This window comes from Prosthecobacter sp. (assembly GCF_034366625.1).
GTDB lineage: Bacteria > Verrucomicrobiota > Verrucomicrobiia > Verrucomicrobiales > Verrucomicrobiaceae > Prosthecobacter.
This window is the reverse complement of record NZ_JAXMIH010000024.1, coordinates 48,366-69,560: the sequence shown is the minus strand read 5'-3', so window position 1 is coordinate 69,560 and position 21,195 is coordinate 48,366. Positions and strand designations below refer to the sequence as shown.

Genomic DNA, 21,195 nt, shown 5'->3' with positions numbered 1-21,195 from the left:
GGTTGGGTGGTGTGTTACTTGGCGACGATGGTGAATCCTTCCTTGCTGTCCTTGATGAGCCAGCCGGCGGCTTCGAGCTGCTTTCGCAACGTATCCGCCGTGGCCCAGTCTTTCGCCTGTTTGGCATCCCAGCGCTGTTGAGCGAGCGCTTGGATGTCGGCAGGGACTTCAGCCGTGGATTCTTCAGCAACGGGCGGAAGGATGATGCCGAGCGCCTGAAGCATGAAATGCAGGCCGTTGCGCGTGGCGGCGGCTTCTTCGGGCGAGAGGGCGGCAGGCTTGAGTTTGTTCAGCGTGCCGAAGATGGAGCCGAGGGCGCCGGGAACGTTGAGGTCTTTGAGCAGCGTTTCCCAGGCGTCCTGGAAAAGACCTGGAGACTCGGAGATTTGGAGACTTGGAGATGAAGCCGCGAGAGCCTTGTCAACTTTCGCCAGTTTTTGCAGTGCCTGACGCGCGGAGTCGAGGCTGTGCATGGTGAAGTTCAGCGGCGCTCGATAGTGGCCGTAGATGAGGACGTAGCGCACTTCAACAGCGCTGTAGCCGCGTTGGGCGAGGTCTTCGAGCGTGTAGAGGTTGCCGAGACTCTTGCTCATCTTGCCGCCATCGACCATGAGGTGCGCGACGTGCATCCAGTGATGCGCAAAGTGCCCATGCGTGCTGCAGCAGCTCTGCGCGATCTCGTTTTCGTGATGCGGGAAGATCAAATCGACCCCGCCGCTGTGGAGGTCGAAATCCTCACCGAGGTATTCGAGAATCATGGCGCTGCACTCAAGGTGCCAACCGGGACGGCCTTCGCCCCACGGGCTGGGCCAGAAATTGGCGCCGTCTTCGGGCTTGCGGGCCTTCCAGAGGGCAAAGTCGGTGAGGGAATCCTTCGTGTACTCGTCGCTGTCCGTCGCGCTGGCCGCTTCGCTGGCTCCGAGACGCAGTTCGCGGTCTTCGAGGTGGCTGAGCTTGCCGTAGTCCTTGAACGACGAGACACGGAAATACACGCTGCCATCTGCGGCGGCATAGGCGTGGCCGTTGGCGATGAGTTTTTCGATCATCGTGATCTGCTGCGAAATGTGCGCCACGGCGCTGGGCTCAATGTGCGGGCGCAGCAGGTTCAGCGCATCACAATCGGCATGAAACTTCTGTGTCCAGCCACGCGTGAAGTCGGTAAGCGATTGTCCCGCCTTCTGCGAGTCGCGGATCGTTTTGTCGTCCACGTCGGTGATGTTGCGCACATGCAGGGTAGGGGTGCCGGACGCCTCAACGACACGGCGCATGACGTCCTGGGACACGAAGGTGCGGAAATTACCGATGTGTGCCGGGCCATAGACCGTGGGGCCGCAGCAGTAGAAACGCAGCGTTTGGCCGTCGAGCGGTGTCACTTCGCGGTCGGTGCGGGTCAGCGTGTCGTGGAGGGTCAGATGGGTGGGCATGCGGGCGGAGGAGAATGGCAAGCAAAGGGCGAAGGGCAAAGGACAAAGAGAGCCGGTGGATCGGTGCGGAGGAATCCCTTCGCTCTCCGCCCTTGGCACTTTGCTTCAAGGCATCACTTGCTCTTTGCGCCGTGGGCCGTATTCTGGTCCTCTCCAAAACGGGGGCGTACTGGTTTCGACGGGTAGCCTTAGTTCGGAGCTGCATGCCGAGGATGATTCGTTGGCCTCGTTAATAACCGGATCAAAAACACAAATGCAAACTCTAACGAGCTAGCACTCGCGGCTTAAGCCCCGCGACATCCTTCAGGCGATGTCTGGTAGCCTGAATGATGCCACTACCAGGCTGGTTTGGCGGCCGGGCGACCGGGTCACAAACGAGATCAAACAGGACGCTGGGTGAAGAGTAGGCTGTCTCACGCCGCCTCCCACCGAGACCAAACATGAGACTGAGCATGGAGACGCTACGGGCAACGGTTATTCGGACAGGGGTTCAACTCCCCTCGCCTCCACCATTTTCAGATCTCGCGATGCCATTCAATCAAGGCTCCGAGACGACAGACCCAGCCAACTGGCGTCGTCTAAAGGTGGAGCAATTTTTGCGATGAAGTTTCCTGTCCAAAATCTGCGCCTCAAGACCTTTTTCTGTCATGAACCAGCCTCCCCTCGTTCCTCACCACGAACTCCTCACCAACCGCCGTGACGTCCTCCGCCGTGGCGGTGCAGGCTTTGGCGCGCTGGCGCTCTCGGCACTCATGGGCGAATCGCCGCTCATGGCCGCGCTGGGTGACACAGGTGGCAAGCCGGGCACGCCGCAGGCATCGAAGCTTGCTCACAAGGCGGGCAAGGCGAAGAGCGTGATTTTCCTCTTCATGGAGGGTGGGCCGAGTCACATAGACCTGTTTGACCCGAAACCACTCCTCCGCCAACTCGCCGGGCAGTCGTTGCCAGACAGCTTCGGCACCGTCATCACGGCGATGGGCGAAAGCCGCGCGCCACTCCTCGCTGACAAGCGCGAGTGGAAGCAGCACGGCCAGAGCGGCCTGTGGATCTCCGACTGGCTGCCGCACACCGCGCAACTGGCCGACGACCTCTGCGTCGTCCGCTCCTGCGTTTCCAATGGCATCAATCATGCCGGCGGCGTGTGCCAGATGAACACCGGCAGCATCTTTGGCGGTCGTCCATCGCTCGGCTCCTGGGTGAACTACGGCCTTGGCACCGAAAACCGCAACCTGCCTGCCTTTGTCGTCATCAAGGACACCGAAACGCAGGTCGTGAACGGCGTGCGCAACTGGGGCTCCGGCTTCATGCCCGCGACTTATCAAGGCGTCGAGTTCGAGGGCGGCACGACACCGATCTCCAACCTCGCCACGCCCAAAGGCATCTCTGAAGCACGTCAAAAAGGCAAACTCGGTTTCCTCAACAAGTTGAACCGCGATTTCGGCGGCACCCGCACCGACAACACGGAACTCGACGCCCGCATTCGCGCCTACGAGCTGGCCTTCCGCATGCAGTCCGAGGCGCCCGAGGCTGTCGATCTCCGCGGCGAATCCGAAGCGATCAAACAACTCTACGGTATCGACGACCCGAAGACAGAAGTCATGGGCCGCAACTGCTTGTTGGCGCGTCGCCTCGTGGAGCGCGGTGTGCGCTTCGTCCAACTCTACCACGGCAGCGGCAGCAAGTGGGACGCGCACGACAAGATCGAAGCCAACCACACCAAATACTGCGGTGAGCAGGACAAGCCCGTCGCTGGTCTCTTGCGCGATCTCAAATCCCGCGGACTGCTTGATGAAACGCTAGTCATCTGGGGCGGCGAGTTCGGCCGCACGCCGATGAGCGAGAAAGGCGACGGCCGCGACCACAACCCCACCGGCTTCACCATGTGGATGGCAGGCGGCGGCGTCAAAGCCGGCACCACCATCGGCACCACCGACGACCTCGGCCTCCGCGCCGTCGAGGACAAACTTCACGTCCACGACCTGCACGCCACGATTCTCCATCTCATGGGCATCGACCACACCCGCCTCGTTTACACCCACAAAGGTCGCCCAGAACGAATCGACATGAACGAGGGGAATCCGTACACCAAGATCAGGGCGTAGCAGAAAATCAGTCGTGAGCCAACGAATGACGGACTTTCCCTTGCGGCAGGCGTAGGAGATGCCAATTCATCGTCATTCATGAACACAACTTGGGATGTCATCATCATCGGCGGCGGGCCTGCGGGATCGACGGCGGCCTCCACATTGCGTCAGGCGGGCCGGAAGGTGCTCGTTCTGGAGAAGGAAAAGTTTCCGCGTTTTCACATCGGCGAGTCCTTGTTGCCCTACAATCGCGCTGTCTTTGAAGATCTGGGCGTGTGGCCGAAGATCGAAGCCGCAGGCTTCATGGTGAAGCGCGGTGCGCAGTTCTGGATGGGCGACGGTTCTATCCGCACCCGGCTGAATTTTTCCCAAGGCTCCTTCACCGAGTTCCCCGAGTCCATCCAGGTCGAGCGTGCGAAGTTTGATGACATCCTGCTCCGCCATGCCGAGGAGCTTGGCGCGGAGGTGCGCGAGGAGGCGCTCGTCACCGAGCATCGCATCGAAAAGGATCGTGTTACGATCAAGTTCCGTACCAAGGACGGCAGCGAGCACGAGGCGCAGGCCGCGTTCCTCGTCGATGCCAGCGGTTTGACCAACTTCACCGCCAATCGAGAAAAACTTCGCGACTACTATCCGGGCCACAAAAAGATCGCGATCTTCGGCCATTACAGCGGCGTGCAAATGACCGAGGGCGAGGAAAAAGGCGACATCCTCATCATCCGCCGGAAAAACTCATGGTTCTGGATGATCCCGCTGGAGGATGACAAGACCAGCGTCGGCCTTGTATTGGACCAGGCGGACTTCAAGGCGCTGAACATGGCCCCCCAGGCCGTTTTCGATGACGCCGTGCTCACGACCAAGACCGTGCAGGATCGCATGATCAACGCCAGGTCGATCTCGCAAGGCCATGTGCTCAGCGACTTCTCCTATACGAACCGCAAGCTCGTCTCCGACCGCGTCGTGCGTGTGGGGGACGCTTCCGGCTTCATCGACCCCATTTTCTCCAGCGGCGTCATGCTCGCCATGTCCAGCGGACAGCGCGGCTCAAAAGTCGTGCATGCCGCGCTCACCGCTGGCAAGACGATGACCTTTGCCATGCGCCACTATGAATGGTCCACGCGCAGGAATGTGAGCCGCTTCTGGCAGTTCATCGAAAAATTCTACACCAAGCACTTCGCGCAGCTTTTCTTCCAGCCCAGCAACAAGTTCCGCATGGTCTGCGCCATCAACTGCGCACTTGCAGGCCGCACTCGCATGTCCTTCGCCACCTGGTGGCGTCTGCGCATCTTCTTTGCCCTCGTGTGGCTTCAGAAGCGTTTCTCGCTGGCGAAACCCATCGAGATCGGCTGAGGACGTCGCTATATGGAGCGCGAGTGTGTCGAAGACCACTCGCCACTTGGGCGGACGTGGGCGATGGAGCTTGTCGTCACCGTACAGTCGTGCGATGCGGCAGGAGAGTCAGGCGAGTAGAATACTCGCGCTCCTACTTCAACTTCACCCGCAACATCGGCGCGGAGCGGGTGTCGTTCTCCTTCGTGGCAAAGGCATGCACGAGGCCGCTGTCGGCGGTTTCATCGGTTTCGCGGCAGAGGATGAGCGTGGCGATCTGATTCGTGTCGGCGGCGAGGAAATCAGCGAGGTCTTTGCCGCGCAGCTTGCGCGTGCCGCGGTTGATGCCCTGGGCGATCTCGAATTTGCCGAGCAGTTTCACTTTCCCAGCGGCTGGCAGATGCCGATCTGGCTGCTCGGGATCATGCGCGGGGGCGTTTTGCCAGCTCAGGCCGTTTTCCTCCCAGAGATCCACGCTTTCGTCGAGCACGCCATACACGGCGAAGGTGCTGTCCGGCACGAAGCTGGCAAAGCCAAGCTCGCTCGGCTCGATGGTGAGCACCAGCTCGGCGTCCTCGATCTGGCGACCGGCAAACTTGCTCAAATCGAAGGCGATGTAGCCTTTGCGGTTCAGCTCGATTTTTTCCCCGCTGTGCTTCACACGAATGAAGGGATGCTTGCCGAAATCGGTGGGCGTTTTGCTGGTGGGCTGGATGTAGCTGTCCTTGCCGCGACCAAACGCGGTGGTGATGGCCTGCCAGCCGTCGCCCGCGTCGAACACGCTCGTCGGCTGCCAGCGGCTCGGCTCGGTGCCATCGCCGCTGCTGGGATTGAGCTGGCTTTTCGACCAGCCACGATCCATGCCCTGGCCTTTTTCGAGTTTCTTCGATCCGCTGGCATTCTTGTCCTCCACTTCAACGAGACCTTCAAGCACACGCACCATGTACTTGCCGTCCTCGTCGGCGCTGAGGCCAAACTTCGTGCCCCAGTCGATGACTTTGGCGTCTTTGGTGTCGATGCTGAAGCCCTTCGCCTGAGGCGGCACCTCGGCGATGAGCGTGCCACGGCGCAGCTTGCAGTTCATTGCGTCGAGTACTTCCACTGTCGCGGGCGCTTCAAGAACGAGTTCCGCGCCGCTGTCAAAGCGCACCACGGCCAAGCCTTCGATCAAATCGAGCACGCCCGGTTTCAACCGCGCACCTTCCACTGTCGGTAGGCTGCTGCCAGCCCACTGGCACTGCTGGGAACGAATCAACGTCGCAACGGTGCCGTCACGGCTGTTTTGCAGCCAGAAGATGCCAAAGGTGATGCACGCCGCTGCAGCCGCCGTGATGGCATGACGCCACCAAACTGGCCTCGCAGCCGGCTTGGCCTCGGAAACGGCCTGCGTGTGCCACGAGTCATCAAAACACAGCTCGGCACGCTGATGCAGCGCTTTGGCGAAAAAGGCACGTGCCTCGGCATTGTCGCGCAATTCGGCTTCGAGCGCTGAAATTTCCTCCGCGCTGAGTTTTTCGTCCGCATAGCGTTCGGACAGCTCCATCAGTCGAAATTGATCGGCAGGTTTCATGCTCAGGCTCCTTCCAGTTTGAGTTCTTTCTCCACGCAGGTCATGAGACTCATGCGAATGCGGCTCAAAGCGCGATAAACCGCCCCCGCCGTGCTGCGGATGCGCTCGGCCACGCCGTCGATTTCCAGGTCTTCGTAGTAGCGCAGCGTCACGAGCTGGCGATGCGCGGCGGGCAGCTTCGTCACGCAGATGCGGAGGGCATCGCGGCGGCGATCACCGCTGTCGCTTAGCTTGGAGACTTCGTCGTGCAGCAGTTCCAGGATTTCATCACTCAGCGGCGTCGCTTCACGCTTCTTCTGACGGCGATGCGTCAGCACCTGATGAAACGCCGTCTTCCGCGCCCAGGCCAGGAAGTTCGTGCCCGTCTCGAATTGATCGAAGCAGCGCCACAGAATCATCTTCGTCTGCTGCAGGATGTCATCCGCGTCATGCGGCTGCGGCACCATGCTATAGACATAGACGCCCAGCGCACGGTCATGGTGCGTGAGCAGTTCGAGGAATTCCTGGGTGCGGTCGGTGTCAGGCATGGCGTGGAAACATCGCGGAAGCGGCGGTCGTACTCAAGAGGTCGCTGCGGAGGGGCTTTGGACAGAAAAAATCATGTCCAAAAGGTCCTATGCGGCACACTCTATTGCCAGAACCATGATCCGAGCCTTTTTCCTCCTCTCCGCCACTGCCGCCGTCGCCGCCCCGAATGCGGAGTCGCTCAAGTTTTTTGAGAAGGACGTGCGGCCGTTGCTGGTCGAGTCCTGTCACGAATGTCATGCTGCTCAGAAACACAAAGGCGGCCTGCGCCTCGACAACCTGCCCTACATCCTGCAAGGCGGTGAAAGCGGCCCGGCCATCGTGCCGCATAAGCCAGATGCCTCGCTGCTCATCAAGTTGGTCAATTACGAAGATCCCGACATGGAAATGCCACCGGATGGCAAGCTCAGCTCGGAGAAGATCGAGATTCTCAAGAAGTGGATCGCCATGGGTGCCCCCTGGCCCGAGGCAGAAGTCGCGGCGGCCAAACCAGCGCGCAAACCCGGTGACATCACCGAGGACGACAAGAAGTGGTGGTCCTTCGTGCCGGTGAAGTCACCGCCCGTGCCGCAATCGAAAGCCGCATCACCGATTGATGCCTTCGTGCAGACCAAGCTCGCCGAGAACGGTCTCAAGCCTTCACTAGCGGTCGATCCTGTGTCGTTTATCCGTCGAGCCACCTTTGATCTCACGGGCATGCCACCCACACCTGAAGAAGTGGAAGCCTTCGTGCATGAGTCCTATGCGACCAAGGGTTCCCCCGAGGCCAATGCGAAGCTGATCGACCGTTTGCTCGAATCTCCGCGTTACGGCGAGCGCTGGGCGCAGCATTGGCTTGATCTCGTGCGCTACGCGGAAAGCGAAGGCTACCGCCTCGATGCGTATCGTCCGAATGTGTGGCCGTATCGCGATTACGTCGTGCGCTCGCTCAACAACGACAAGCCGTATGACCAGTTCGTGCGCGAGCAGATCGCGGGTGACGAGATGCTTTACGCGCAGGGAAAAACGGTGCCGCAAACCGCTGACGATCTCGATTTGCTCACCGCGACCGGCTTCTTGCGCCACACGATCTACGAATACAACCAGCGTGACTCCGAGGGTCAGTGGAAGCTCATCATGAACGAGGTCACTGATGTGACCGCCGATGTCTTCATGGGCGTCAGCGTGCAGTGCGCGCAGTGCCATGACCACAAGTTCGATCCCATCCTGCAAAAGGACTACTACCGCCTTCAGGCCTTCCTCTCGAACATCACCTGGGCGGAGGACAAGCCCTTCGCCACGCAGGCGCAAATCGACGACTACAACACGCAGCTCAAAATCTGGGAAGAGGCCACGAAGGAGCCGCGTGCCGTGATCGACGCTATCGTTGAACCGAAAATTGTCGGCTCACAAAAGAGCGCGATCACCAAGTTTCCCGAGGAAATCCAGGCCATGTTCGCCAAGTCACGCGAGCAGCGCACGCCTTATGAAGAACAGATCGTCCAGCTCGCCGGTCGTCAGGTCTATTATGAGCGCGAGCGCTACAAGGCGGACAAATTGAAGGAGCCCGAGGCCACGCAGTATCGCGAGGCAAAAGCCAAGATCGCTGAATCCGATCACCTCAAACCGAAGAACCTCATCCCCACGCTCGCCGTGGGTGAAACAGGCCCGCAGGCTCCCACGACGAAGTTTGTGACGCGTAAAGTCGGCGAAGTCACCACCACGCCCGGCTTCCTCACGATTCTCGACCCGAAGGACGCCAAAATCCCCGCGCCCAAGCCTGACGCGCTCACCAGCGGCCGCCGCACGGTGCTGGCGAACTGGCTCGCCAGCCCGCAGAACCCGCTCACCGCCCGCGTCATCGTGAACCGCGTGTGGCAGTATCATTTCGGCAAAGGCATCACCACGACGGCGAGCGACTTCGGCCGTCTCGGTGACAAACCTTCGCATCCCGAACTGCTCGACTGGCTCACCAGTGAGTTCATCAAGAGCGGCTGGAAATTGAAGACGCTGCACAAGCTCATCATGGCCAGCGCCACCTACCAGCAGAGCACCGCGAGCGACAAAGATGCGCTGCTCAAAGATCCCGAAAACCGCCTGCTCTGGCGCTACAGCCCGCGCCGTCTCGATGCGGAGCAGGCTCGTGATGCCATGCTCACCGCCAGCGGCGAACTCGATCTCACCATCGGTGGCGAAGGCGTGGAGAAGTCCAAGCCACGCCGCAGCCTCTACCTGCGCAAGATGCGCAACACGCCGGATGATTTCCTTGCCAGTCTCGACTCGCCGCCTGGATTCCAAAGCACGCCGGAGCGGCAGAGCACCACCACCGCCACGCAGAGCCTGCTCATGGTCAATGGCGACTGGCCGCTCGACCGCGCCCGCGCCATGTCGGCCCGCCTGACGAAGGAAATCCCCAAAGACGATGCCAAACGCGTCGCCAGCGCCTACGCGCTCGCCTTTTCACGTCACCCGACGAAACAGGAAGCCGCCGCGGCTCTCGCCTTCCTCAAATCCCAGCGCGCCATGCTTCAACGCGAGGCTCCACCGCCTCCGCCGGTCGCCACACCGCTTGCCGATGCACAGAAGTTCTTCGGTCCCAATCCCGCGGCGCGCACCACGAAGACCTTTCTGCTTCAACCCGGCACCGCGAATGAAAAACTGCGCGTGAACCTCGAAGGCAAGACCGAGGGCGATCAATTCGCCATCGAGGCCGTGGTGAAGCTCAATTCGCTCTATCCCGACGCCAGCGTGCGCACCATCGCCGCACGTTGGGACAACGACAAAACCAAACCCGGCTGGTCCCTCGGTGTCACGAGCGAAAAATCCGCCCACAAGCCGAACAACCTCATCGTCCAGCTCAGCGGTTCCGACTTCCAAGGCAGCCCCGCGTATGAAGTCGTCGCTTCCGGCCTCTTCATTCCAGTCGGCAAGCCCTACTACGTCGGTGCCAGCCTCGACAACCATCCCGCGCCCGGCCAGAACTTCGGCGGTACCGTCACCTTCTACGTCCGCGACTTGAGTGATCCCGCCGCCGCGATGCAAACCGTCACCGTTCCGCATCAAATCGTCGGCAGTTACATCAACAAAGACCGCGCTCTGTATGTCGGCGGTCGCGAGATCGACAAACGCAGCGTGTGGGACGGCGCCATCGCCCGCGTGGCTCTCCGCGCTGGCAAACTCGACGCCGGCAAGCTCATGAGCTGGACCGTGAACAGCGACCCCACCTGTATCGCCGACATCACCGCCGATCAAGCCGTCACCATGCTCAAAGCCCCCGCCGAAAGCCGTTGGGCCTGGGAAAGCAGCGCCGCGCCTACCAAGGCGAGCGGCGCGCTAGATCCGAACCGCGAAGCACTCACAGATCTGTGCCACGCGCTGCTGAACTCGAACGAGTTCTTCTATTTGCAGTAGGCGTTCGTGCTAGTTTTCAATTCGCTGGCGCTTCGATGGCGGGATCAATCTTTTTGAGAGCGGCCCAGAGCAATGGGTCTTCAGGGTGACCGTTGAAGAGAACTTTGCCTTCGGGTGAAAGCAGGATCATGCGCGGGATGGAATCGATCTCGAAGGCCTTGGTGTATGGGCGCTCGATGGGTTCGACGAGCCAGGGCAGGGTGGCGTTCTGTTCCTTGCGGATGCGCTCGGCGATGGACTCGGCGTTTTCATCGTCCTTGTTCATCGCGGCGACGATGACGCCGTGGGCGGCGAGTTTTTCGGCTTTCTTTTTGAGAGCAGGCATGAGGTTCATGCACGGGCCACACCACGAGGCCCAGAAGTCGAGCAGCAGGGCCTTTTTGCCGCCGAGCTGGTCATGCAACGTGGTGGCCTCGCCCATGGAGGTGGTGAGCGGGATTTTCAGATCGACGATGAGGCTGCCCATCTTGGATTCACGGCGATATTTTTCGATGGACTGGAGGAAGACCTGGGCCTGCTGAGGATTGAGCCAGATGGCTTCGAGGATGTTCTGTTTGAATCCGGCTTCATCCTTCGCCTCACCTGCTTTCAGCGCCTTGATGTAGGCGACGAAGGCTTTGACAGTCTCGACATTCGGCAGGGCGGCGGCGTTGGCAGAATCAAAACTGGCGGCGAGAATTTCGACCTCGGGCAGGATTTTCACGAGGAATTTTGTGTCCTGATGCCGCAGGCCCCAGACGAGCCTGGCCTCGATGACCTGTTGGCGTGGCACGCCGGCCTTGTTGGCCTCTTTGGCGAGCGCCTGCAGTTCTTCCTCGCTGGTTTCTTGGGCAAAGAGCCGTTGCAGCAGCGCCTTGGCACCTGCGGCGGCTTCCTCAGCGGGTGTGGCCTGGGCATGCAGGCTGATTTGGCTGAGGCAGAGAGTCAGGGCACAGATGAACGATTTCATATCAGATGAATCGTCTCGTTTTCATCGCGGGTGTCGAGCGGAAAGTCGCCTTCATCGTGATGGATGAAAGATGCCCGGCGCGGCGGGCGACTCCTGTGCCTCTCTCAACCATGAAACACACACTCACCCTGACTTGGATGCTCGCGGCGGCCACGCTCGCCGGAGCTGCGGACAACACACCGCCGGAAGGCTTCACGGCACTCTTCAACGGCAAGGATCTCTCCGGCTGGTATGGCTGGGGCACGCAAGATCCTACGGATCTCTGGAAAATGACGCCTGAAGAGCAGGCCGCCTACAAGAAGAAGTCCATCGACGGTGGTCTGACTGACGCGAAGGGCAATGACAAGGGGGATCACCTCAACGCGCACTGGAAGGTGGAGGATGGCCAGCTCGTCAATGACGGCAAAGGCTTGTACCTCACCACCGACAAGGACTACGGCGACTTCGAGTTGATGGTGGACTACAAGATGCTGCCGCTCGGCGATAGCGGCATCTACCTGCGCGGCATTCCGCAGGTGCAGATCTGGGACTTCACGGAGAAGGACGAAAAAGCCGTCGCGCTGGGCAAGCCCTTCGGCTCCGGAGGTCTTTGGAACAACAAGAACCCAGAAGGCAAGAATCCCCTCAAGCTCATGGACAAGCCCTTGGGCGAGTGGAACACCTTCCACATCAAGATGATCGGCGAGCGTGCGACCGTGACGTTCAATGGCGAAGTCGTGGTAAAGAACGCGGTGCTGGAGAATTTCTTCGCCAATCGCAAAGCGGGCTATCAGGCCTATGGCAAGGTCGCGCCGAAGGCGGAGGAGGCCAAGGCTCCCAACGGCTGGATGGTGGATCCGGCTTTCCCCAAGGGGCCGATCCAGCTTCAGACGCACGGCAGCGAGATCCGCTGGAAGAACGTGTTCATTCGCGAGATCCCTGCTGAGGAGGCGAACAAGACGTTGGCGAACAACGGGGCTGACGAAGGCTTCAAGGAATACATCAACGGCAAGGACCTGAGCAACTGGCAGGGCGCGGTGGAAAACTACGAGGTCAAAGACGGCGCCATCGTCTGCAAGCAGGGCAAGGGTGGCGATCTGCTGACCAAGGATGAATTCGAGAACGGCATCATCCGTGTGGAATTCAAGCTGCCAAAGGCCGGCAACAATGGCATCGCGTTGCGCACGCCGATCGGTGGTCATTCCGCTTCCGATGGTCTGGAACTTCAGGTGATCGACAGCGACGGCTACAACGAAAAGCAGGCTGCTGCGGGCAAGAAGGGTCTCGAACCCTATCAGTATCACGGCTCGGTTTACCACTGCGTCGGTGCCAAGCATGGCTACCTGCGTCCCGTGGGCGAGTGGAACTTCCAGGAGATCGAAATCGAGGGCCAGAAGATCAAGGTCACGCTCAACGGCACCAAGATCCTCGACGTGGACATCAGCACCTTCGACCGCAGCCAGATCGCCCATCCGCCGAAAGGTCTCGACCACACCAAAGGCTACATCGGCTTCGCCGGCCACAGCGATCCCGTGGTGTTCCGCAGCTTCAAGGTGAAGCAGAAGTAGCTTTAGCGGCGCTTATTTAATTCCAAACCCGTCAGGCCGTGAGGTCTGACGGGTTTTTTGTGGTGTGAGAAGGTTGGAGCCGATGGATTCCGCAGTTCGCAACAGCACCGTGGTTAACGGTCGTCATTCTTTATTGAAAGTCTTCATGAGCAACTTCCACTGATAAAGTTCTTCCGCCTTCATATGCGTCGGTGGATGTGAAATAACAAATTCAATAAACTCAAGCGAGCGCAAGAGGAGTGGCTGCATGATGTCTTGAAGCGGCCAAGGCTTTGTTTCTGATGTGTGACGCAGCCGAGAATATGTTAGGTGCATCATGTCTTTGTTGAACCTCTTTCGGTGCTCCGGCGCAAGATTAACTGCACGAGTGGGAAATCCAAAGTCAGAGCATAAAACATCGTCTTGGCGGCGATCAGCGGACTCAAAGAAATGAAGGAGAATACGAGCGTGAATTAGCATGGAAAGAAAGACAGACTCACGAATGTGTCCATCTTTCGGATTGTGCTTGGGAATGATAAAAGCCATCTCAATCTCATATCGGATGTGAGATGAAATTTCCGCGAGATCTTGGGAAGACGGCGGCATATTCGGTGATAGCTAGCCTGTGGATCAAGCCGCTGCGGGCAGTTCCGCGGCATCCTTGAATTCGAGTTCTTCCTCGATGCGAAGGTTCTCGACGATGTAGGTCTGGCGTTCGGGGGTGTTTTTGCCCATGTAAAAGGTGAGCATCTCCTTCACGCTTTTATGCTCGGAAGGGATGGGGTTGCCGTCGGCGTCGAGGGCGTGGTCGCGGATGGTGACGGGTTCCAGGCGCATGTTGGGGCCGATGAAGTGCTTGAACTCGTCGGGGCTGATTTCACCGAGGCCTTTGAAGCGGGTGATCTCGGCGGTCTTGCCGCAGCGGTGGATGGCGCGCTGGCGTTCGTCGTCGCTGTAGCAGTAGAAGGTCTCCTTTTTGTTCCGCACGCGGAACAGCGGTGTTTGCAGAATGTAGAGGTGGCCTTTGCGCACGAGTTCGGGGAAGAACTGCAGGAAGAAGGTGATCATGAGCAGGCGGATGTGCATGCCATCGACATCGGCATCGGTGGCGAGCACGACGCGGTTGAAGTGGAGTTCTTCGAGGTCTTCCTCGATCTGCAAGGCGTTGGCGAGGAGGTAGAACTCCTCGTTTTCATAGACGATCTTGCGGGTGAGGCCGAAGCAGTTGAGCGGCTTGCCGCGCAGGCTGAAGACGGCCTGCGTTTCGACATCACGGCTCTTGGTGATGCTGCCGGAGGCGCTGTCGCCTTCGGTGATGAAGAGGGTGCTGTCGTCGCGGCGCTTGTCCTTGGTGTCAAAGTGGACGCGGCAGTCGCGGAGCTTTTTGTTGTGAACCTTGGCCTTGCGAGCGTTTTCGCGGGCGGCTTTCTGGATGCCGCTGATCTCTTTGCGCTCCTTTTCGTTGGCGTTGATCTTTTCTTGGAGCGACTTAGCGACGTCGCCATGCTTGTGGAGGAAATTGTCGAGTTGCGCGGTGATGACGCTGGTGATGTGGCCACGCAGGTTGCGCCCGTTCGGTTCCATGTGGCTGGAGCCGAGTTTGGTCTTGGTTTGTGACTCGAACACCGGCTCCTGCACCTTCACGCTGACGGCGGCGATGAGGCTGCCGCGCACGTCGGCGGGATCGAACTGCTTTTTGAAGAACTCGCGGCATTCCTGCACGATGGCCTCGCGGAAGGCGGCAAGGTGCGTGCCGCCCTGAGTGGTGTGCTGGCCGTTGACGAAGCTGTAATACTCCTCGCCATAGCCGGTGCCGTGCGTGAAGGCGACCTCCACATCCTTGCCTTCGAGATGGATGATCGGGTACTGCGGCTCCTCGGTGAGCTTGGCGCGGATGAGGTCCATCAGGCCGTCCTTGGACTTAAACTTCTCGCCGTTGAGGATGATGGTGAGGCCGGGATTCAGCCACGCATAGAAGCGCAGCATCTCGCGCACGAAATCGAGGCGGTAATGCGTGTCGTCGGCGAAGCTCTCCGCATCGGCCCGGAAGGCGATGCGGGTGCCGTCCGGTTCGTCACAGGCCTTGGGCTTGCCCATGTCGTAGATGACCAGGCCCTGGCTGAACTCGATGGTGCGCGTCTGTTTCTCGCGGATGGCCTGGATTTCGAAGAACTCGGAGAGGGCATTGACGGCCTTGATGCCGACACCATTGAGGCCGACGGAGCGCTTGAAGACTTCGCTGTCGTATTTGGCACCCGTGTTGATCTGCGCGGCGCATTCCAGTAATTTTCCCAGAGGAATGCCGCGGCCGTAGTCGCGTACGGTGACGGTTTGATCCTCGGCGATGACGATGTCGATGGTGTTGCCGAAGCCCATGACGTGTTCGTCGATGCAGTTGTCGAGCACCTCTTTGAGCAGGACGTAGATGCCATCCTCGGGCAGTGAGCCGTCACCCAGCTTGCCAATGTACATGCCCGGGCGCAGGCGGATGTGCTCGCGCCAGTCGAGGGATTTGATGGAGTCTTCAGTGTAACCGTGAGCGGGGGCAGGATTGGCCATGGTGGAATGAGAAAATCAGAATGAGGAATGACGAATGGAACTGCTTGAGATGGCAGAGAGGGGGAGGGGAGTCAAGAGGTGGTCAAGAAGGTCAAGGAATTGGCAAGCAGCGTGCCTTGAACCACCTTGACCTCCTGACTGCGGATTGAACCAACGGTTCAGGCAGAAAGCTTAATCTTTGACGGTCTTGCGCGCCTCGGTGACGAGGTTCATGAACAGCTCACGCTGTTCGGCGAGAGCGGCCACAGGATCGCCATCGGGCTGTTTGCCGGCTTCGAGGCAGACGTGGCCTTCGTAATCGATTTCGACGAGCAGTTTGGCGAGCTTGTCGAGCGGGTAGTCGCTGAGCTTGACACCACGAATGTGAACTGTGTGTCCAAGGCGGTCTTTGACGAGGGCGAAGTTGGCCTCAAGGCCGGCTCCGATGAGGTCGGTATCATTGGAGTTCCAGCAGACGCGCACGTTGTCACGCTCGGCGGCATCCATGATCGTTTTGATGTGCGGCAGCTCGGATGAGTCTTTGCCGTGCACTTCGAGACGGATTTCCTGGCCGAAACCGATGGCGTAGTCACCGAGTTCAGCGAGCGCCTTGCCGATTTGGACGAGGGTCTTTTCGACGGGCACCTCTTTGGGCAGCGCATTGGGCTTCACCTTCACGCCGCTGCCACCAATATCATGGCTGAGTTTGATGAATGCCTTGGCTCCCTCGATGTTCTTCTTCACCTCGTCATCCTTGGGGGAGTGGAACTCGAAATTGGTGCCCATGCCGAGAACATCGACGGGGGAATCCTCGAACCGGCGGCGCACTTCCAAGCGCTGTGCGGGCGTCAAGGTTACGTCAACTTTGTGCGCATGCTCGATGCGGAGTTCGACGCCGAGAACCTTGGCGGTCTCGCAATTCTTGATAAGCGTAGGCAGATCCCAGTCCTTGCCCCATTGGTAGGTGACGAGGCCGAACTGAATGTTTTCCCCTTTGTAGGAGAGCTTGGAGTCAGCGGCGAAGGCTGAGGCGGCACCGGCTCCGAGCACGGTGTGAAGGAAGTGGCGACGTGAGGACATGGTGATGACAGTTAACGCCTCCTACCAAGGGTGCATTGCATCCGCATGTCAATCCTGGCGGTGTTATTGAGAACTCTGGGTCTCTTTTGCCGCGGCGATGTCTTTGCGCCGGAACCCCTGAACGCGTCCGTTGCCTTTGTAGAGATAGATCTTTTTGACGTCATCCAGCCGCATGATCACCCAGGGGGAAAGGATGTTTCGCCCGTTCTTGGTGAAAACAATATTGTCCGCCAGATGCACACAAGAATGGAAGGCGTCGCCTGTGGTGTTGTCCAAAAAGAAGAGGATGTCACCGAACTGATAGGGCGCTTCCACCGGGGAGAACTGCTCCAGCACCTGGCTGGTGGCCAGGCGGGCGTCCAGCAGGTACTCATGAGGCTCGAAGTTGAAAAAATTGAGCGAGGTCCAGTGACAGTCTGGCATGACGCCATGCTTGGCCATGTCCAGCCCAGGGTAGGTGTAGAGGAGCTTGCGGGCGAGTGCCGGGAGGAGGTGTGAGATGCCGATGTCATCAACGCCATCGAGTTCCATGATGGACTGAATCAGCGGTTCCAAATCCTTGCGCCGAATGCCGACGCCGCCGAAACTCCAGTATTTGAGGATTGCCTCGGGATTCACATTCTTGTCGAGGATGACACGGACCATCAGGTTACGGGTGCGGGTGCAGGCTTTGAAGATGGAGCGCGCCTCGGAGTCAGATTGCGCGTAGTTCAGCAAAACGGCGATGTCGCTGAAAGCGGTCGTTTCGCCCCGCTGATAACTGAGTTTTTTGATTTTGCCGATGATCTCCGGTCGCAGTTTGCTGCCTTTGTACCATTCCTCGACCGTGGTGCCGATGATGAGAACCGGATCCGTTTGGTATTCATTTTCGGGATACTTTGCCAGCTCGGTATAAATCAAGGCGCGGGTTTCCGGGGCGATGTTTTCCAGTTCCGCCAAGGGGGGGAGAAGATGCACGAACGCCGCCTCTTTCACCATGTGCTTAGGGGAGAGCAACTCCGTGATGAATGACTGCGAGAGGCCCGATTTGGCCAGGAATTCCGGCAGACTGGGGAGGAAGTCCATGGGGAACGTCCAGCGAGAAGTCGGACTGGGCAGCGGAAAGCCCTCAATGAGGCTCTGTGGAGCCTCCAAATAGACGTAAGCGCACAGCATCTTTCCCCAGGGCCCAGGATTGGCCTCGAAAACACTTGGGGAGACGACGGCGGTTGGAGGCTCGGCTGGCGTTTTCGGCGTGCTTCCAAGAAGGACTCCAAGGTTCTCAGCGCTGGTGATCTGCCCCTTGGCAAAGGGCATTGAAAAAAGGCAGAAAGACAGTCCAGCGAGACAAACAAAAAGTTGTGACTGAAAGGGTTTTCGAGAGGTCTTGGTCAGTGACATTGAGCGGTGGTTGGAGGTGCGAACATACGTACACTCACAATGGCAAATTTCACGCTGAATTTGAGGGCATGCCAAATCTCTGCAGAAGTGCCACCAAGATGCTCCCGCTGCATTTCACAGGATGCACTGATGGGGCTGAATGTTTCTTTAGCTATGGCTTGAATGCCCGGATCGCATTGACCTTCGCCCTGCGGGTGCCGTGATGGCTGTCGGTGGGCAGATCGGTTTCCTCGCCGACCGCCCTGCCGATGAGGGCCTTCGCGGACTCGGAGAGGTAGCTGATGATGTTCTTGTCCAAATCGCTGTCCCAGGCGCCGAGAATGGTGAAGGTTTCCTTTTCGCCGGAAGGGATGTCTTCGACATCGACAGCGGTTCCGATGCCGACCTTGTCGGTGGGAACATTCACGAAGTCGGTGCCGCGGGCGTTGCGCAACTCGCGCTCGAGCTTGCCCTGCATGCGCAGGAGGACGGACTGCTGGTCGCGGGCGGCCTTGTAGCCGCCATTTTCGCGGAGGTCACCCTCGTCGCGGGCGATCTGGATTTCGCGCTTGTTGTCGGGAATCTTGACGTTGACAAGCTCTTCGAGTTCCAGCTTTTTCTTTTCGAGGCTTTCCCAGGAGACAATGAGGGAGTCGTCGTGGCGGGGGCCGGCGTTTTCGTCCATCATGGCTTCCATTTCAGGACGCACCTTGATGATGCGCGCCATCAGGGAGCGGCGGGTGAGTTCATCAAAGAGGGAGCCGTTGATGAGGCGCTTGGCGAGCAGACGCACGTCTTCGTCCTCGGCATCGGCCACCATTTCACCCAGCAGTGTCTTGTCGTCCGAGAGAAGATCCTGCAGGCGGCCGGTGCGTTTCGGGCCGCCTTCCATGTGATCACTTTCAATGACGCCGAGGATGGCGTGTCCGAGATCGATGTCGAAGACAGATTCGGCCAGACCTTTGCGCTCACGGGCCATCCAGATCAGGAGATCGGCGGAAAGCATGCGGTTACGCAGGGATTTTTTCAGCGCTTCGGCGAGGACGTCGAGCTCGTCATTGGCATCCAGCACCACGGCGATTTCCGCGACGGCGCGACCGCCTGTTTTGGTGAGATGATGAAGGATTTCGGGAACCCAGCCACGATTGGGGAAGGCTTCGGGAAAGGCGCGGTAAATGCGGCCCAGCAGGCTGGCGGAAAGGCCCTTGATCGCATCGGCGAGGACATCCTTCGTCTCACAGATGAGGTCGGAAATCTTCATGGATCCCATCGGCGCGGCGGTGCCGAGGTTTTCGACGAGTTCGTCGCGTGCGAGGAGGAGTTGCAGGCACTCCTTGAGGTGCAGTTTGACCACCTTGCGTGCTGTGTCGGAAATGTCTTGGAAGACGGGGATGAGTTCGGTTTTGGGGTCGCTGAAGAGGTCGATGTCCTTCTGGATGCTGGCGAGGGCGGCGAGCTTCGCCTTCAAATCACGGGCGGCGAGGAAGGACTTCGCCATCTGGATGCCGGCGCTTTCCACCTGATCGCGCAGGACGAGTTTTTCGGTGCGTTTGGCAGGAACGACGATGTGGCGGTGTGTTTTAAGCGCGCGCTTGGCGGCTTCCCACCATTTCTTGTAATCTGCCTCGGGAATGATGCGGCCTTTGAGCAGCTTTTCGAGGTCGTCGAGGTGGAGGGCGCTGCCGCTGCTTTTGAGGGCAAGTTCGACGAGTGCCGGGGCGTTCTTGGCGGCCAGTTCCTTCAGTGAATCCAGATCGGCCAGACGGCGGGCGAGGATGTGATCGGCAGGGATGATCTCCAGCGAACTGATGGCGAACGCGAGTTTCAGCGGATGGCCGGGCTTGCCCTCGAAGTCGATCAAGATCCGATCTCCCAGCAAATCCCATTCGGCGATCTTGCCGACACCCCAGCTTTTGTGGAGACAGAAGGTTCCGGGTTCGAGTTTGGAAAGTTTTTCGCCGTCTGCAGCCGGGAGCTTGCCTGCGGCCACGATGTTTTGCACCTCTGGATTCATGGGACGCTCAGATTAGACGGTGGCTGGGTTTGAGCAAAGGAAACCTGCAAGCAAACCATCCCTTACCATGCCAGACACCACAGCACCTTCAAATAGCGGCCTTCGGGGCAGTTCGACATCACGGGATGGTCGGCCCCGGCTCCGGTACGGTCAAGGATTTGCAGGCGGCGCTTGTTACGGTGCGCAGCGCGCATGACGATATCCTCGAACTCGGCCACATCGAGCAGTCCCGAGCATGAGCAGGTGACGAACAGCCCGCCACGTTTCAGCAGGCCGAGGGCGACGGCGTTCATATCGTAGTACTTGTTGCGTCCGAGCTGGCCTTCTTCGGGATCACGGGAAAACACGAGCTTCGGCGGATCGAGCACGACGGCGTCCCACTGAGTACCGTTCTGCTGCATCTGGCGGCCCCAGGTGAAGGTATCGGCATGCACCCAGTCGATGCGGACCTGATTCAAATCAGCGTTTTTTTTGGCCTGTGCGACGGCTTTTTCATCCAGATCCACGCCGGTCACGTCTTCGCAGCCTCCGAGAACCTTGGCGCTGATCGCAAAGCCGCCGGTATAGCTGCACAAATCGAGTACACGACGTCCCCGGGCGAGGTGCGCGAACTTCAGGCGGTTGTCACGCTGATCGCAGAAGAAGCCGGTTTTGTGGCCGTCCTCGAAGCTGACCTGATAGCGCACGTTATTCTCACGCACCCGCACACCCCGAGGGGCCGGCGCGTCCGCCTCGGGCACATCGGCCCAGCGCATGTTTTCGATGCGGGCGATGTCGGGATCGACATGGATGAGGTGCTGCGAGGTGCCAAGCGCCGCATGCAGCTTCGGCAGCCAGCGGGGCAGACGGCGCCACACGCCGAGCGTGGTGACTTCGATGGACAGCACATCGGCGTAACGATCCACAACAAGGCCGCTAAGCCCGTCGCCATCCGAATGCACGGCACGCCAGGCCTCGGTGGTTTCGTCGAGACGCAGGGTCTTCAGGCGCAGATCGAGCGCGGCATCGAGCCGGGCATCCAGCGCATCTTCCGTGAGCACATTTTCACCATGCTGGATCACCCGCAGCGGCACATGGGCCTTGGGGTTGTAGAATCCGCTGCCGAAAATCTGGCCCTCTTTATCATACACGTTCACCAAATCACCCGGACCGGCGTCGGGTGAGACAGCACGAATCATGTTCGGATACACCGCTGGATTGAAGGAGAAATACTTCATCTGTGCCCAGGGGCGCAGCCACTCCTCGCTACCTGGAGGCAGGGTGGTGCTAGGGGCGGCGGATTCACGATGGGGGTTTCGCGGGGGAGGAGGCATGAGTGGGGTGGTTTGGGTTCTTCCTTCCACCGTCAACCATCGTCAACAACTGCAAACTACCGTCAACCTCCTTGTTCGGTCCTTTTCCCGCTGG

General features: G+C 59.4%; 14 protein-coding genes and 1 other RNA gene. 5 read left to right on the top strand and 10 right to left on the bottom strand.

Annotated elements, in window-relative coordinates; all coding sequences use genetic code 11:
- Positions 1–14: 14 nt before the first annotated feature.
- A complete protein-coding gene (cysS, locus tag U1A53_RS23860) occupies positions 15–1,424 on the bottom strand; it encodes a cysteine--tRNA ligase (RefSeq protein ID WP_322284385.1) in 1,410 nt (469 codons plus the stop codon).
- A gap of 160 nt (positions 1,425–1,584) precedes the next feature.
- Here cysS and ssrA point away from each other — a divergent pair.
- From ssrA to U1A53_RS23845, 3 genes are all read left to right on the top strand, one after another.
- Positions 1,585–1,936, top strand: a transfer-messenger RNA (tmRNA) gene (gene ssrA / locus U1A53_RS23855).
- Positions 1,937–2,071: 135 nt separating this feature from the next.
- Entirely contained in the window at positions 2,072–3,526 is a 1,455-nt protein-coding gene (locus U1A53_RS23850; protein WP_322284384.1) for a DUF1501 domain-containing protein, read from the top strand.
- Positions 3,527–3,604: 78 nt separating this feature from the next.
- Positions 3,605–4,858: an NAD(P)/FAD-dependent oxidoreductase gene (locus tag U1A53_RS23845; protein WP_322284383.1), complete on the top strand. Its 1,254-nt coding sequence runs from the start codon at positions 3,605–3,607 to the stop codon at positions 4,856–4,858.
- A 133-nt stretch (positions 4,859–4,991) separates the two neighbouring features.
- Here U1A53_RS23845 and U1A53_RS23840 read toward each other — a convergent pair whose 3' ends face one another.
- Positions 4,992–6,407: a DNRLRE domain-containing protein gene (locus tag U1A53_RS23840; protein WP_322284382.1), complete on the bottom strand. Its 1,416-nt coding sequence runs from the start codon at positions 6,405–6,407 to the stop codon at positions 4,992–4,994.
- Positions 6,408–6,409: 2 nt separating this feature from the next.
- Entirely contained in the window at positions 6,410–6,934 is a 525-nt protein-coding gene (locus tag U1A53_RS23835) for a sigma-70 family RNA polymerase sigma factor (RefSeq protein ID WP_322284381.1), read from the bottom strand.
- 115 nt (positions 6,935–7,049) lie between these two features.
- Between U1A53_RS23835 and U1A53_RS23830 the strand changes: the two genes are divergently transcribed.
- Positions 7,050–10,322 (top strand): PSD1 and planctomycete cytochrome C domain-containing protein, encoded by a 3,273-nt coding sequence (locus U1A53_RS23830; RefSeq protein WP_322284380.1) that lies wholly within the window; start codon positions 7,050–7,052, stop codon positions 10,320–10,322.
- 16 nt (positions 10,323–10,338) lie between these two features.
- Here the strand turns inward: U1A53_RS23830 and U1A53_RS23825 are convergent, their stop codons facing one another.
- The gene (locus U1A53_RS23825) at positions 10,339–11,271 is read right to left on the bottom strand and encodes a TlpA disulfide reductase family protein (RefSeq protein WP_322284379.1); all 933 of its coding nucleotides are present in this window, start codon (positions 11,269–11,271) and stop codon (positions 10,339–10,341) included.
- Positions 11,272–11,381: 110 nt separating this feature from the next.
- Between U1A53_RS23825 and U1A53_RS23820 the strand changes: the two genes are divergently transcribed.
- On the top strand, positions 11,382–12,818 hold the full coding sequence (locus U1A53_RS23820; RefSeq protein ID WP_322284378.1) for a DUF1080 domain-containing protein: 1,437 nt from the start codon (positions 11,382–11,384) through the stop codon (positions 12,816–12,818).
- 123 nt (positions 12,819–12,941) lie between these two features.
- Here the strand turns inward: U1A53_RS23820 and U1A53_RS23815 are convergent, their stop codons facing one another.
- The 6 genes from U1A53_RS23815 to U1A53_RS23790 all read right to left on the bottom strand — a co-directional run bounded on the left by U1A53_RS23815 (position 12,942) and on the right by U1A53_RS23790 (position 21,101).
- Positions 12,942–13,403 carry a hypothetical protein gene (locus U1A53_RS23815; RefSeq protein ID WP_322284377.1) on the bottom strand — a complete coding sequence of 154 codons (462 nt, stop codon included), beginning with the start codon at positions 13,401–13,403 and terminating at the stop codon, positions 12,942–12,944.
- 24 nt (positions 13,404–13,427) lie between these two features.
- Positions 13,428–15,356, bottom strand: coding sequence for a DNA topoisomerase IV subunit B (locus U1A53_RS23810; RefSeq protein ID WP_322284375.1), 1,929 nt, complete (start codon positions 15,354–15,356; stop codon positions 13,428–13,430).
- Positions 15,357–15,527: 171 nt separating this feature from the next.
- Positions 15,528–16,415 (bottom strand): TIM barrel protein, encoded by an 888-nt coding sequence (locus U1A53_RS23805; protein ID WP_322284374.1) that lies wholly within the window; start codon positions 16,413–16,415, stop codon positions 15,528–15,530.
- 63 nt (positions 16,416–16,478) lie between these two features.
- Positions 16,479–17,480: a hypothetical protein gene (locus U1A53_RS23800; RefSeq protein ID WP_322284373.1), complete on the bottom strand. Its 1,002-nt coding sequence runs from the start codon at positions 17,478–17,480 to the stop codon at positions 16,479–16,481.
- Positions 17,481–17,946: 466 nt separating this feature from the next.
- The gene (locus U1A53_RS23795) at positions 17,947–19,788 is read right to left on the bottom strand and encodes a GreA/GreB family elongation factor (RefSeq protein ID WP_322284372.1); all 1,842 of its coding nucleotides are present in this window, start codon (positions 19,786–19,788) and stop codon (positions 17,947–17,949) included.
- Positions 19,789–19,850: 62 nt separating this feature from the next.
- Positions 19,851–21,101: a class I SAM-dependent rRNA methyltransferase gene (locus U1A53_RS23790; protein WP_322284371.1), complete on the bottom strand. Its 1,251-nt coding sequence runs from the start codon at positions 21,099–21,101 to the stop codon at positions 19,851–19,853.
- Between the last annotated feature and the right edge of the window lie 94 nt (positions 21,102–21,195).

Bases quoted from the DNA above. Each gene is read 5' to 3' on its own strand.
- cysS (WP_322284385.1), bottom strand. From the start codon at position 1,424: ATGCCCACCCATCTGACCCTCCACGACACGCTGACCCGCACCGACCGC.
- U1A53_RS23850 (WP_322284384.1), top strand. From the start codon at position 2,072: ATGAACCAGCCTCCCCTCGTTCCTCACCACGAACTCCTCACCAACCGC.
- U1A53_RS23845 (WP_322284383.1), top strand. From the start codon at position 3,605: ATGAACACAACTTGGGATGTCATCATCATCGGCGGCGGGCCTGCGGGA.
- U1A53_RS23840 (WP_322284382.1), bottom strand. From the start codon at position 6,407: ATGAAACCTGCCGATCAATTTCGACTGATGGAGCTGTCCGAACGCTAT.
- U1A53_RS23835 (WP_322284381.1), bottom strand. From the start codon at position 6,934: ATGCCTGACACCGACCGCACCCAGGAATTCCTCGAACTGCTCACGCAC.
- U1A53_RS23830 (WP_322284380.1), top strand. From the start codon at position 7,050: ATGATCCGAGCCTTTTTCCTCCTCTCCGCCACTGCCGCCGTCGCCGCC.
- U1A53_RS23825 (WP_322284379.1), bottom strand. From the start codon at position 11,271: ATGAAATCGTTCATCTGTGCCCTGACTCTCTGCCTCAGCCAAATCAGC.
- U1A53_RS23820 (WP_322284378.1), top strand. From the start codon at position 11,382: ATGAAACACACACTCACCCTGACTTGGATGCTCGCGGCGGCCACGCTC.
- U1A53_RS23815 (WP_322284377.1), bottom strand. From the start codon at position 13,403: ATGCCGCCGTCTTCCCAAGATCTCGCGGAAATTTCATCTCACATCCGA.
- U1A53_RS23810 (WP_322284375.1), bottom strand. From the start codon at position 15,356: ATGGCCAATCCTGCCCCCGCTCACGGTTACACTGAAGACTCCATCAAA.
- U1A53_RS23805 (WP_322284374.1), bottom strand. From the start codon at position 16,415: ATGTCCTCACGTCGCCACTTCCTTCACACCGTGCTCGGAGCCGGTGCC.
- U1A53_RS23800 (WP_322284373.1), bottom strand. From the start codon at position 17,480: ATGGACTTCCTCCCCAGTCTGCCGGAATTCCTGGCCAAATCGGGCCTC.
- U1A53_RS23795 (WP_322284372.1), bottom strand. From the start codon at position 19,788: ATGAATCCAGAGGTGCAAAACATCGTGGCCGCAGGCAAGCTCCCGGCT.
- U1A53_RS23790 (WP_322284371.1), bottom strand. From the start codon at position 21,101: ATGCCTCCTCCCCCGCGAAACCCCCATCGTGAATCCGCCGCCCCTAGC.